The following is a 13530-nucleotide window of genomic DNA, read 5'->3' as shown; positions in this document are numbered from 1 at the left end:
GCTCGGAATGAAGGAATGGGAAACAAAGGGCGTGAAGGTCGACCTAACTGATCTAATAAGGCGTCGCCGGTTCAGATCCTTTCAAGAGCAGGCATGGCGCATCGACTGATCACCTCAACCAGTACCCAAAGAGAACTAAGGTCGGTGGACTGCAATCACCACCGCGGTTACGCCTCTTCATCGCTTTGCTGGGATATGGCCCAGGACAGTCTCGATGATTTGAACGGCGTCGCCATCGCCATCTCCGCGCCAAGCGATGACCTGGTCTGGCCGAATGAGCACAAGCGGCTCGCGATAAATTGCCCGGAGTTGATCCTCTTTTATATCGACGACGGTAAGATCCATTCCGGCCATTCTAGCGGCTGTAACGAACTCGGTTCCTGGCGAGGAGGAGGGGCGAAGCCGCAGGAGGGTCCATTCAAACCCAAATCGGTCGAACAATGACGTTTGACAGTTCAACCAAACATGGGGCGCTCTGCCCCCGGGCGCGGCATTTGGAACGTAGACTTCCGGCAGGTCCGGAGCTTGTCCTTCCCCTTCGGCGAGGATTATCGGTGAATGGTCGTAGCGAGCGCCGAACGTCACGCCGGGTATGTTGAACTCGGACCGCCCATGTGCCTCCAGATAGGCGCCGGCTTCCCGTCGCAAATCCGATCCGAGATCCGAGTCCGCCTCGATGTCGGGTTTCGGGACGTAGTTTCCGATGGATTCGGCGAACGCCCGAGCGAAGCCGGTGTTTCGCACGGCCACCGGGCGTCGCTCCAGTTCATAGGTATCGAGAAGGAATGACGGTGCATTTCCTTTCACAACAGAGGCGAGTTTCCAACCTAGATTGACCGCGTCATCCACCGCCGTATTGTACCCCAAGCCACCGGCGGGCGTAAAAAGATGAACCGCGTCACCGCCGAGAAATATCCGCCCAGCCTGAAACTTCTCGGCGACAAGGGCAAACCCGGCCGTCCAGGTGCCGCGAGAAAGAATTTCCCCCTCAACGGGATACCCGACCACCGTCTGGAACATCTTCAGCGCTTGCGCATCGGATATATCGTCTTCGCTCTCGCCTTCCTTTAGTTGGGTGTGAAAAGCAAACTCGCCTTTGCCGTCGACGGCGGCCATAAACGCCCGGCGCTCAGGATTGAACGCCACGTTCATCCAGGCGGGTGCAAAGGGAACAACCTCATAGAACTGCGGGCAGCGAAGATAGAGGGCAAACATTTTCCCGCCGAAGAAATCTCTGACTGCCCCGCCATCGCCCTGATATCGAATGCCAAGTGTCCGACGTATGAAGCTTTTCGCGCCGTCTCCTCCAATAAGATACTTGGCTCTTACGGAGCGCGTGCTCTCGGAGCCGACCTGACTTGCGGTCATGGTCACGGCGTCACCAACGTCTTCGAACCGGGATATCCGCCACCCGTAGTTCACCGAAACCGTAGACAGAGCTTCGGCGTGCTTACGCAGAACTCGCTCGACAAACTTCTGAGAGACACGGTGGGGCAATTCGGCCGCGCTCCAGGATCCTGTCATTGTCAGGATCTTCTCGCGCGCCTCTTTGGCTGAGGGAAGGCGAAAGCGTGCCAATTCATGGCGAGCATATCGCGTGAAATATGCGATATCGGTTGGAAAATCTTCAGGCATGCCGAGTGCACGGATCTCATCCGCAAATCCCAGGCGTCGAAAATGCTCCATGGTCCTGGCCTGAGTGGCATTGGCCTGCGGATTAAAAGCCGTCGAAGATTTCTCGTCAAAAAGAACGGTTGAAACGCCTCGGCGGCCAAGCTCATTGGCCAGCATCAGTCCGAATGGACCGCCACCCGCGATAGCGACATCGTAAACTTCGTGAGTCACGGTAAAACCTCCCAAATCCGCTGGCGCGAAAATAGTAAGGAAACCGGACCAATGTCAATCGACTTGATCAATCTCTTTGTTGATTTGACACTCTACATATTTCCCGAGTGCTTCCACCATGAGATCGACCATTGCCGGCCCGAGCTGATCACGCATCTCACCTTCTGCCACCTCCAGGCTTTGATGAAAGGCCTCCAGCCAAACGAAGCCGCTGTCTGTGAAGCATACGAGCTTTGCCCTGCCGTCGGCGGGATCTTGGCGTTTTTCAATGAGGCCGGTTCGTTCCACCTGATCGACCAGTTCACTCATCGATTGCTTTGTGAGAGAGGCGCGTCGCGCGAGTTCAGTGAGCCTGGTCCCGTCCTCGTCGAGGTTTCGGGTTAGATTAATATGTGCCGCGGTAAGTTCGGAATGCCCTTTGGCTTTCAGATTTTCGATGATCCTGTTCTCGAATATCCTGACGGCCTCATTCATCCGGCGGCCAATGTTGCTCCTGCGCCATGCGTTTCGTAAAATCATTTTATACCACCTCGGAAGCTATCAATTTATACGAGTAAGCCTGCGGCAAGTATTTTTCCAGCCCCTCGATTTAAATTGGTTGACATGTACCGCTCTCACAAAATATAGTCAGGATACCGTACTAAATAAGGCGTCTTGGAGGAGGCTTTATGAAGGCGAGGCTCTTGCGGCCGAAATGGGGACCCACTGTGCGGCACATGGTTCTCGCCACCAAAAGAACAGTCGACTCAATAGGCCACCCGTCGACGTACAGTCAAATCGCTCAGCAGAGCGGAACATAAGAGGAGGATGTCTGAGCAATGGTAAAGGCAAACGGCGCGCGATCACTACAGGATTTGGTCGACGAGAAAGCCAACCTCGTCGAGTATTTTTACAACGACACGCTTGCGCCCCATTACCGGGCGCGTACCGGGCTCACCGCTGCGTTCATTCCGCCGGAATTCACAAACTGGCGCGACGAGCAGCGTGCCTGGCGCGAGACCGCGATCCTGTTCGACCAGTCACACCACATGCCGGAACTGATGCTCAAAGGTCCCGATGCATTTCGTCTGCTTGAAAAGCTCGGCATCAACAGCCTGGCGAATTTTACGATCGACCGCGCCAAGCAATTCGTCGCTTGCACGCCACGCGGCCATGTCATCGGCGACTGCGTCGTCTACAGACTTGCCGAGGAAAAGTTCGAGCTGATCAGCGGCATGCCTGTCCTGAACTGGGTACAGTTTAACGCGGAACAAGGCGGCTACGACGTGACGATCGAGCGCGACGACCCGACGCCTTACAACCCGACCGGCAGGCGCTGGTTCTACCGTTTCCAGTTGGAAGGTCCCAATGCTGGCCTGATCTTCAACGCTGCGGTCGAGGGGCGCGCCCCAGAGATTGCATTCTTCAGAACCGCGAAGGTTAAAATCGGCGGATGCGAAGTGCTCGTTCTGCGGCATGGAATGGCGGGCCATCTGGGAGCAGAGCTTTCCGGACCGTACGAGGACATGGAAAAGGTGCGCGCCGCGCTGCTTAGAGCCGGTGAGGCGCATGGGCTGAAGCAGGGCGGGACGAAGACCTATTTTAGTACGATCTTCGAATTTGGCTGGATGCCTTACCCACTGCCGGGTATCTACACCGGGGAAGAGCTGCGCGATTTTCGCCAATGGCTATCTGGAAACGGTTGGGAAGCGAACGCCCAACTTGGCGGCAGCTTCGTCTCGGATAATATCGAAGATTACTACGTCACCCCGTGGGATCTCGGCTACGGCCATATTCTCAAGTTCGATCATGACTTCATCGGGCGCGAAGCCCTGGAAGCCCTGCCCGTGGAGAAGCGGCGCCAAAAGGTCACGCTGGTATGGAACCGCGACGACGTTGCGGCAATCTTTGCGTCTTGCCTCGGAGACGGGCCACGATACAAGGCTATAGACTTGCCGGTCGCCTATTATGGCTGGCCCCAGTTCGATGAGGTGCGGGGTCGGGATGGCATGCTCGTCGGTCACTCCTGCCATTGCGGTTACAGCAACAACGAAGGCGAAATGCTGTCTCTCGCCATGCTCGACGTCCAAAACGCGACTCCCGGGACGGAAGTGACGCTCACCTGGGGAGAGCCTCGTGGCGGGTCCCGGAAGCCGCATGTCGAACGGCACGAGCAGTTCAAGGTCAGAGCGGTCGTGGCGCCCGTTCCCTATGCAAGTTCCGTTCAAAAGATGAAGCGCGCTGCGATCAGCTGATTATTGCCGGTATTCGCTCAGCGCATCTTCGTCAGAGCGAACACCGGTGTTGTCCTGGCTACGGATACCCTGCGGTCTGCTACTCGGCAACGTTCACATTCTTCTTGCTCAATGAGAATTCGCCTGTCTCGCAGGCGGGATGGGTTTTTATGGCTATGTCGCAAGCAATACATCTCCGAGACCAGAGCGATGTACTGGATGACTTTTCGGTGGAAGTGACGACAAAAGATACCGCACAGCTGGCGGCCATGTCTGGCGCGATCCCCAAAGGCACGATCATCTCGATTCCGTTTCTGTCAACGGAAAGCGATGCCGACCGGATTAGGGCGGCCAAAATGGTCCGACAGGCGGGATACGTACCCTTGCCTCACATTGCCGCCAGACGTCTGGGGTCGGAATCCATGCTATCGGCAATGCTGTCGGCGCTTGTCAATGACGCCCAGGTGAGCCGATTGCTCCTAGTCGCGGGCGATGCCGACCCTCCCAAGGGCCCGTTCTTGGATACCGCTACGATCTTACGTAGCGGTATCCTCGAACAGCATGGGATCAGCAATGTCTCGATAGCCGGGCATCCGGAAGGACACCCGGTCCAGAACGCTGCCATGCTCACCAGTGCGCTGCTGGAAAAGCGACTAATCATGGAAGCAGCAAATATCGAGTGGTCGATTTTCACTCAGTTTGCGTTCGCATCGGAACCCGTACTTGCCTGGATAGGTGAACTGCGTCGATTGGGTATCGAAGTCCCGATCCACATCGGTATTCCTGGCCCGGCAAGCGTCAGAACGCTATTGAAATTTGCAGCGGTTTGCGGCGTTTCCGCATCCACATCCGTCCTCAAGAAGTACGGTCTATCGATCACTCAGTTGTTGTCGAGCGCGGGGCCAGACGCTCTGGTCAATGAGTATGCTACCGGCTTGAGCAACGCCGAATATGGCGATGTTCGTCTGCATTTCTATCCGTTTGGAGGACTACACAAAACAGTGGACTGGTTGCAAGAGTACCGGACGCGACCTTCCTAAGGCGCCGATGTGATTGTCAGGACGCCTGACTAGACTGGAGCATTTCCGACTCGGACAACACGGATAGGCGGTCCATGTATGCGGAGAAAACTTGACGTATTAGTACGGTTTCCGTACCAATACTAGCGGAGGAAGTGGCGCTTCAGCGTCAAGGCGCCCGGACGCTTTTCCGGTTGGGAGGGAAAAAAATGACATTTTCGAAATCGACGTTGTATCTCGTCGCATCGGCTGCGTTTTTCGTAACCGGCACGCTCGCTCAAGCCGAGACGATCAAGGTCGGCGTTATCGCTACATTCTCCGGGCCAAACGCAATCTGGGGCAAGCAATTCCGCGAAGCGATCGATGTCTATGTCGCGCAGCACGGAGACGAGGTTGGCGGTCACAAAATTCAGTTCATCTACAAGGACGTTGGCGGACCCAACGCCGACGCCAGCAAGGCAGCGGCCCTGGAACTTCTTGTCCGCGACGGCGTGAAGTATCTTGCTGGATTTGACTTCACCCCCAATGCCGTTGCGGTCGCTCCCCTGACAAAGCAGGCAAAGGTGCCGGCGGTGATTTTCAATGCCGCGACATCATCGATCAACAAGCAGTCGGACTTCTTTCTCCGCACAAGTTTTACGTTGACGCAGCTCGCTCAACCGGCAGCCGAGTGGGCGGCCAAAAATGGCTCCAAGAAAGTCGTGACTGCCGTTTCGGATTACAATCCCGGCATTGATGCAGAAACGGCCTTCTCCGCCTCTTTTGAGAAAGACGGCGGGGCGGTTCTCGAAAAGATCCGAATGCCGCTTCAGACCAATGATTTCGCGCCATTCATGCAGCGTATCAAGAGTTCCGGTGCCGATACCGTCTTCACTTTCCTGCCGGTGGGCCCTGCGACGTTCGCTTTCACCAAGGCCTATAATGAAAATGGCCTGAAAGCTGCTGGCGTTTCTTTCCTTGGCGGTGGCGAGACCGACGAGACCACACTTGATGCGCTTGGAGACCAAGCTATCGGCCTGGTGACCGCATACCACTACTCCGATGTCCACGATTCTGCGCTGAACAAAAGCTTTGTCGCAAAACTGCAGGAACTTCATCCGGGCTCGCGCGCCAACATGGCATCAATCGGCGCCTATGACGGCGCGGAGTTGATCTACCGGATGATCAAGGCTGCAGGGTCTGACGGCACAAAAGCCATCGAGGCGGCCAAGGGCATGGAATGGGAAAGCCCACGCGGGCCGGTGAAGATGGATCCGGTCTCACGGACGGTGGTGCAGAATGTCTATCTTCGGCGTGTTGAAAAAGGCGCGGACGGCAAACTGGTCAATCGGGAGTTCGCGACTGTCCCGAACGTACCGGACCTCGGCTTCAATCCCTGATCCACGGTGAGCGCGGCGGGAGTTTTCCGCCACGCAACGCCCGACCTCGCAAATCTCAGGTTAGAGAATGTCCCTCATTCTAAGTATCGTCGTCGATGGCGTCGCCTACGGGATGATATTGTTCATGATTTCCGTCGGGCTTTCGATCACGATGGGGCTCATGCGCATTATCAACCTCGCGCACGGCGGGTTTGCCCTGCTTGGCGGCGCAGCCGTTCATCTGCTCACCACACGTCTGGACGTAGCGTTCATTCCGGCGTTCCTCGTCGCCGTTCTTGCGGTTGTCCTCGTTTCCGTGCTTCTCGAGCGGCTGCTCTATCGCCACATCTATGGCTTCAACGAGCTGGGCCAGGTGTTGGCGACCATTGGAATCGTCTTCATCATGATCGCAACCGTCAATCTGTTCCTGGGCTCCACGATCCTGCCGCTTGGCGCCCCGGCGATTTTCACGACACCGATCGATCTCGGGTTTAGGACGCTACCGTTCCACCGGTTGGTCGTTATCATTTCCGGTTTGCTTGTGCTGGCCGGTCTCTGGTTGCTGATGGAAAAAACAAGGTTCGGCATCTACTTGCGCGCAGCTGTCGACAACAGGATTGCGGCCGCCTCGCTCGGCATCAACACGCCGCTCGTCTATCTCGTTGCATTCGCCACCGGCGCCGGTCTCGCGGCGGTAGGAGGTATACTCGGTGCGGAACTGCTTCCGATCGAGGCCTACTATCCGCTTCGTTATATGGTGCTGTTCCTGATTGTTGTGTCTGTGGGTGGACTTGGCAGCATTTCCGGCTCCTTCCTTGCTTCGATTAGCCTTGGTATTCTCGATACTGCTGGTCGCTATCTATTGCCGGGCATTGGTACCATCTTCTTTTTCGTGGCGATTGTGGTGTTGCTCGCGCTTCGGCCCAACGGTCTGATGGGGAAAGCGCAATGATGGACCCCGTCCTTTCGACGTCGCCGAGGCGCGCGCCGACCGCCCTGAGCTTCCTCATCCCGTCCATTTCCGTCGTGGTCGGTGCGAGCCTTGCCTTTCTGATATTCCCGTACGACCTGTCGTTTCTAACCCGGATCGTCATCATGATGATCTTCGTCGTGTCATTCGACCTCATTCTCGGGCAGGCGGGAATAGCAACACTTGGTCACGCGGCCATGTATGGATGCGGCGCCTATGCCGCGGGACTAATTTCGCTTCACCTGTCGCCCGACCCGCTGCTCGGGCTCCTGGTCGGTGCCGTGGCGGGCGCAGTGATGGCGTGGATTTCCGGGCTTGTCCTGCTTCGCACCCACGGCATAACTCTGTTGATGATTTCGATAGCCGTGACCATGGTTCTTCAGGAGACCGCATCCCAGGCACGTTGGCTAACGGGCGGCGCCGACGGCCTGGCCGGCATCACGGTTGGACCGCTGCTGGGGCTGTACGAATTCGATTTTGTTGGACAGGTCGCCTTCATCTACAGCGTGTCCATTCTTGCGGCCGTTTTACTGCTCTGTCAGGTTCTGATCGGCTCCCCGTTTGGGCTCGCTCTTAGAGGAATTGAAGGCAGCGCCAGCCGGATGCGCGCAATCGGTACGCCGGTCTATCGCCGAAAGGTGACGGTCTACGTTATCGCCGGCGCTATTGCCGGAATTGCCGGCGCCCTTGCGGCCCAGGTGACAGGCTTGGTTGGCATCGAAGTGTTCAATTTCTCCTTGTCTGCCGACGTTATGGTGATGCTGATCCTGGGAGGAGCCGGGCGGCTGTATGGCGCGCTGGTCGGGACATTGCTCTTCATGGTGGTCCATCATGTCGCGGCAAGCATCGATCCCTTGAACTGGCTCTTCGTGATCGGCTTCATGCTTCTCATCGTGGTCTTCGTGCTCCCAAAGGGTCTAGTTGCTCTTCCAGGTCGCTTGGCGCGATTGCTCAGGAGGACGTCATGAACGACGGGCTTTCCATTGTTGGGCTTTCGAAAAATTTCGGAGGCCTGCAGGTCGCCCGGGACCTGACTCTCACGTTGCCGCGGGGCTCGCGCACCGCACTGATCGGGCCAAATGGTGCCGGCAAGACGACTTTCGCAAATCTCCTGACCGGTGTCCTGAAGCCGACATCGGGCAAGATCGTGCTGAACGGTCAGGATATAGGATCCCTGAGCGAATCGGCTCGGGTGAGGGCAGGCGTCGCGAAAACCTTCCAGATAACCAACCTGTTTCGCGACCTGACCGTTCGCGAAAACCTGCGGCTGCCGATACTGGAGCGGGAAGGCCGCACGCATCAGTTCTTTCGTCGGGCGGACGGGTGGAGCGATATCGAGGCTGAGATCGCCCGGTTGATGCAGGATCTCAATATCCAGCCGCTGGCAGACAAGCCGGTGCGTGGACTGGCTTACGGGCAGCAGCGGCTGGTGGAATTGGCACTGACACTGGCGGTGAAGCCGAAGGTTCTTATCCTGGACGAGCCGGCGGCAGGCGTACCCTCCACCGAAAGCCATTTCATCGTGGAGGCCATCAAGCGGCTTCCGCAGGATCTGTCGGTCCTCATCATCGAGCATGACATGCAGTTAGTGTTCGAGGTCGCAGACCGTATCATCGTGCTGGTGAATGGCGCGATCCTGATGGAGGGAACGCCCGACGAGGTTGTCGCCAACAAGCAGGTTCGCGAACTCTACCTGGGAGCGGGCCATGTCTGACATTCTCCTCGAACTGGACGGTGTCGTGGCCGGCTATGGCGATACCCATATCATCCGCAATGTTTCGATCCGCATTCCAAAAGGCGAGCGGCTGGCGATCGTTGGGAGAAACGGCGTCGGTAAAACCACCTTGCTCTCCACGATCATGGGCCAGACACGGCAACACGCCGGAAGCATTAAACTCAGGGGGGCGGCGATCGATACGCTCGCCTCGCATCAGAGGGCGAGACTGGGGATTGGCATCGTGCCGCAGACCCGCGACATTTTCGGATCGTTGACGGTCGAGGAGAACCTGGTTGCGGGACTTCGGAATGGATCGACTCTGGAAGAGGCTTACGATCTGTTTCCTCGGCTGAAGGAGCGTCGTTCCAACGGCGGGCGCCAGCTTTCCGGAGGCGAACAGCAAATGCTGTCGATTGCCCGTGCTCTTCTGGGAAAGCCGGAAATCATTTTGCTGGATGAGCCGCTGGAGGGGCTGGCACCGGTTATCTGCGAAATGCTGATGGACGTTTTCCACAAGCTGGCCGATCAGGGCCACACGATCGTTCTGGTGGAACAGCATGTCGGCCTGGCACTCAAGTTTGCAGAGCGCGTCATTGCGCTCGACCAAGGCAAGATCGTCTTTGAGGAAGAGGCGGCAAAACTGGCCGCCAATCGCACCGAACTCGACCGCTTTATCGGTCTTTCCGCCCAATAAACCGGCGCGGACGGCAGACCAGGCACGATGGCCTTCCATGAGCTCAGCGGGCTGAAGCATTTGTCGGGAAAGCCCGATGAGCATCTATTGAAGAGCCCTAACAGATACGGGGATAGAATGAAGAACTATGTCTTGACGGTTGCCTGCCAAACCACACGTGGCGTTGTCGCGGCGATTTCCGGCTTCCTCGCGGCCAAGGGTTGCAACATCGTCGACAGCTCGCAGTTCGATGACCGGGACACCGGCAAGTTCTTCATGCGCGTCAGCTTCATCTCCGAAGAAGGCGTGTTGCGGCCCGAGCTGTCGGAAGGCTTCATGACGGTAGCGGACAAATTCGGCATGGAATGGGATATTTTCGGTGCGCAAGAGCGCATGAAAGTGCTTCTCATGGTGTCGCGTTTCGGCCATTGCCTCAACGACCTGCTGTATCGCTGGAAGATCGGTGCGCTGCCGATCGACATCGTTGGCGTGGTGTCAAACCATTTCGATTACCAGAAGCTGGTGGTCAATCACGACATCCCCTTCCACCACATTCCGGTGACCAAGGCCAACAAGCCGGAGGCGGAGGGACGCATCATGGCGCTGGCCGAGAGCACCGGCACTGAGCTGATCGTACTCGCCCGTTACATGCAGATCCTCTCCGACGAGTTGTGCCAGAAAATGTCCGGGCGGATCATTAATATCCATCATTCCTTTCTGCCGAGCTTCAAGGGCGCCAATCCCTACAAGCAGGCCTATACGCGCGGCGTCAAGCTCATCGGCGCGACGGCCCATTACGTCACTGCCGATCTAGACGAAGGGCCGATCATCGAGCAGGACATCGTGCGCATCACGCATGCGCAGTCGGCCGAAGACTATGTCTCCCTAGGTCGTGACGTGGAGGCACAGGTGCTCGCCCGCGCCATCCACGCACACATCCACCATCGGACCTTTATCAATGGAAATCGCACCGTCGTCTTCCCGCCGAGCCCGGGAAGCTATGCCTCCGAGCGCATGGGCTGACCCGGCAGCGAAGACAGTTGCACCGTTTGCATCTAAGAGGAGAAGACCATGCGCGAGCCGTTTATCTACAAAGGCACTATTCCTCGCATCGTGTTCGGTGTGGGGACGATCTCCATGGTGGCCGAAGAACTGCATTACCTCGATCGGCGTAAGGCCCTTGTCCTGTCGACTCCATTCCAGGAAAAGGATGCGCAGCGCCTTGCCGAACAGTTGGGATCCGCCTGTGCGGGGCTCTTCAACGGTGCCATGATGCACACGCCCGTCGACGTGACGATCGAAGCGCTTCGCGTCTTCTCTGACAAGGGCGCGGACTGTGTCATTTCCTTGGGCGGTGGTTCGACGATCGGGTTGGGAAAGGCGATCGCCTACCGAACCGATGCGCCCCAGTTGGTCATCGCCACAACCTATGCCGGATCGGAAGTGACCCCGATCCTCGGGCAGACAGAAAACGGCATCAAGACCACCGTGCGTGATGCATCAATTCTACCGGAAACGGTGATTTACGACCCTGAGCTAACGTACGACCTTCCTGTCAACATGACGGTGACGAGCGGCCTCAACGCCATGGCCCATGCCGTGGAAGGACTTTATGCGCAGGATCGCAACCCGGTTTCCTCAATGATGGCGATGGAGGGCATAGCCGCCTTGCACGAGGCACTGCCTGCCATCGTGGGTGATCCCCGAAATCCCGCGGCCCGCACCGATGCCCTCTACGGCTCCTGGCTCTGTGGCGTTGTTTTGGGTGCGGTCGGAATGGCACTGCATCACAAGATCTGCCACACGCTGGGCGGCAGCTTCGACCTGCCGCATTCGGAAACGCACGCTATCCTTCTTCCTCATACAGTGGCGTATACGGAGGCGGCGGTACCGCACCTGCTGGAACCTGTTGCCGCTTTATTGGGGACGGATCGCGCGGCGCCTGGGCTTTACGATTTCGCGCTCGGCATAGGCGCCCCGACCAGGCTCCAAGATTTCGGACTGGCCGCCGAGGATCTGGACAAAGCCACAGATATTGCCATGCGAAACCCTTACTGGAACCCCCGGCCTCTGGAAGCTACGGCAATCCGAGAGATGCTTCAGATGGCATGGGAAGGGGCGAGGCCGGCTTCGTCGTGAACCCGGAGGCCAGAGTGATCCACATCAGGAACCAGGTCCGCGCCTTTTTAGCAGGTAGGCTTCGGGATGAAGGCAAGCCAATTCTCACTCGAAAGGAACAGGTATGACAAATTATTTCACCGAAGAAGCTTCCGTCGAGGCGGTAAACGGGCGCATGGCCTCCGACATCGATCCTCGCGTGAGGGAGGTCATGACCTTGCTTGTGAAGCATCTACATGCCTTCATCAAGGAAGCGAAGGTTTCGCAACAGGAATGGGAAACCGCAATTCGGTTTCTCACGGAGACCGGCAAGATTTGTTCGCAAGAACGGCAGGAATTTATCCTGCTATCCGACACGCTAGGCGTATCCATGTTGGTGGATGCGATCAACAACAGGAGGCAACCGGGCGCAACGGAAAACACCGTGCTTGGACCGTTCCATGTCGCCGGGGCTCCCCGTGTTGCGATGGGCGATCGCATCACGCTTGACGGGAAGGGCGAGAGCTGTGTCTTCGAAGGCACTGTGGTCGATCTGGACGAACATCCGATCGAGGGTGCAATCATCGATGTTTGGTCAGACAATGCCGAAGGCTTTTACGATGTGCAGCAACCTGACATCCAGCCTAAATGGAACAACCGCGGAACCTTCGTGACCGGCTCCGATGGACGCTACAGCTTCGTCGGAATCAAGCCCGTCTCATACCCCATTCCCGCAGATGGGCCTGTGGGCCAGATGCTGAAGCATCTTGGCCGGCATCCCTATCGGCCTGCACATATGCACTACATCGTCACGGCCGCCGGCTTCCAGAAACTGGTAACCCATACGTTCGTCGGCGACGATAACTATCTTTCATCCGACGCCGTCTTCGGTGTCAAAGCCACGTTGATCGCGCCGTATGAGCGTGTGCTCGGCGGTGGAACCGTCTGGCGTTCGCCATTCGATTTTGTTCTTAACCCACTGTAAGGCGGCCGAGATGCCAAATATGAAGATTTACGTGGATCGATCACTGCCAGAGCAGTCTCAACTGAACATTGAGGCCGCTCTGGTGCCGCTTAGCAAATTGTTATGCGAAAGGCTGGACGTCAACATCAACGCCTGCCAGTTTGCTGTCATTCCAGTCTACGCGATGGCCAACCTCCCGGCGGTGAACCTCGAGCTTTTCCTCCTGCCGAAAGCAGAACGGACGCGTCAGAAACTCATGGATCTTGCCAGGGAAATCCAGCAATTGGTCGGGGACGCTGCGATCACACAAGTTGCCGTTCGGATTTCCCAGCTCGACCCTGCGACGTTCATAGCCTTGAAGTGACTCGCCGGTCGGGGACCGTGCTTCGCAGTTCGATTCCTGTCAAGGCGTGGGGTTCGAAGACGGTCGAGCAAGTGGGATGAGCGCTACTAGCCATGTGATAACCGGCCTTGGCGCCCCTTCTGCGAGAAACGGGCGCCAAGGCGCTACGTGAATGCGTCGTGAGCGTGTTGTTCCCGCGCAGATCAGGGTCTCAGGTCATTTAGTTGATCGCACCCTTCTGCGATGCGGGCCGTGGAGGAGCGCCATAGGTGAGGTCGAAATCGCCTGGAGGGAGCAGGGCGGCCCCGTCGTCGAATGCCCCGCAAGTTCC

The 13530-nt window shown here is 57.4% G+C and carries 13 protein-coding genes; 11 read left to right on the top strand and 2 right to left on the bottom strand.

Annotated elements, in window-relative coordinates:
* Positions 1–177: 177 nt before the first annotated feature.
* Positions 178–1845, bottom strand: coding sequence for an FAD-dependent oxidoreductase (locus BS629_RS05100; protein ID WP_077988018.1), 1668 nt, complete (start codon positions 1843–1845; stop codon positions 178–180).
* A gap of 54 nt (positions 1846–1899) precedes the next feature.
* The gene (locus BS629_RS05095) at positions 1900–2319 is read right to left on the bottom strand and encodes a MarR family winged helix-turn-helix transcriptional regulator (RefSeq protein ID WP_077988017.1); all 420 of its coding nucleotides are present in this window, start codon (positions 2317–2319) and stop codon (positions 1900–1902) included.
* Positions 2320–2663: 344 nt separating this feature from the next.
* On the opposite strand from BS629_RS05095, the gene BS629_RS05090 reads away from it, so the two are divergent.
* From BS629_RS05090 to BS629_RS05040, 11 genes are all read left to right on the top strand, one after another.
* Positions 2664–4079, top strand: coding sequence for an aminomethyltransferase family protein (locus BS629_RS05090; protein ID WP_077988016.1), 1416 nt, complete (start codon positions 2664–2666; stop codon positions 4077–4079).
* Positions 4080–4228: 149 nt separating this feature from the next.
* Complete coding sequence (locus BS629_RS05085; protein ID WP_018484504.1) at positions 4229–5098, top strand: methylenetetrahydrofolate reductase; 870 nt, start codon at positions 4229–4231, stop codon at positions 5096–5098.
* A gap of 188 nt (positions 5099–5286) precedes the next feature.
* Positions 5287–6456, top strand: a complete 1170-nt coding sequence (locus BS629_RS05080) for an ABC transporter substrate-binding protein (protein WP_077988015.1) — start codon at positions 5287–5289, stop codon at positions 6454–6456.
* A 67-nt stretch (positions 6457–6523) separates the two neighbouring features.
* Positions 6524–7387 (top strand): branched-chain amino acid ABC transporter permease, encoded by an 864-nt coding sequence (locus BS629_RS05075; RefSeq protein ID WP_018484502.1) that lies wholly within the window; start codon positions 6524–6526, stop codon positions 7385–7387.
* Positions 7384–8373 (top strand): branched-chain amino acid ABC transporter permease, encoded by a 990-nt coding sequence (locus tag BS629_RS05070; RefSeq protein ID WP_077988014.1) that lies wholly within the window; start codon positions 7384–7386, stop codon positions 8371–8373. Before BS629_RS05075 ends, BS629_RS05070 begins: the two co-directional genes overlap by 4 nt.
* Positions 8370–9119: an ABC transporter ATP-binding protein gene (locus BS629_RS05065; RefSeq protein ID WP_077988013.1), complete on the top strand. Its 750-nt coding sequence runs from the start codon at positions 8370–8372 to the stop codon at positions 9117–9119. Before BS629_RS05070 ends, BS629_RS05065 begins: the two co-directional genes overlap by 4 nt.
* On the top strand, positions 9112–9816 hold the full coding sequence (locus BS629_RS05060) for an ABC transporter ATP-binding protein (protein WP_028756325.1): 705 nt from the start codon (positions 9112–9114) through the stop codon (positions 9814–9816). Before BS629_RS05065 ends, BS629_RS05060 begins: the two co-directional genes overlap by 8 nt.
* A 117-nt stretch (positions 9817–9933) precedes the next feature.
* A complete protein-coding gene (gene purU, locus BS629_RS05055) occupies positions 9934–10818 on the top strand; it encodes a formyltetrahydrofolate deformylase (protein ID WP_077988012.1) in 885 nt (294 codons plus the stop codon).
* 48 nt (positions 10819–10866) lie between these two features.
* Positions 10867–11934 (top strand): maleylacetate reductase, encoded by a 1068-nt coding sequence (locus BS629_RS05050; RefSeq protein ID WP_077988011.1) that lies wholly within the window; start codon positions 10867–10869, stop codon positions 11932–11934.
* A 103-nt stretch (positions 11935–12037) separates the two neighbouring features.
* Complete coding sequence (locus BS629_RS05045; protein WP_077988010.1) at positions 12038–12877, top strand: dioxygenase family protein; 840 nt, start codon at positions 12038–12040, stop codon at positions 12875–12877.
* A 10-nt stretch (positions 12878–12887) separates the two neighbouring features.
* Complete coding sequence (locus BS629_RS05040; RefSeq protein WP_245315060.1) at positions 12888–13220, top strand: hypothetical protein; 333 nt, start codon at positions 12888–12890, stop codon at positions 13218–13220.
* Positions 13221–13530 lie beyond the last annotated feature (310 nt).

The sequence above is a fragment of the Rhizobium leguminosarum bv. viciae USDA 2370 genome, from assembly GCF_002008365.1.
Classification (GTDB): domain Bacteria; phylum Pseudomonadota; class Alphaproteobacteria; order Rhizobiales; family Rhizobiaceae; genus Rhizobium; species Rhizobium leguminosarum.
This window is presented reverse-complemented; position numbering and strand designations above follow the sequence as displayed.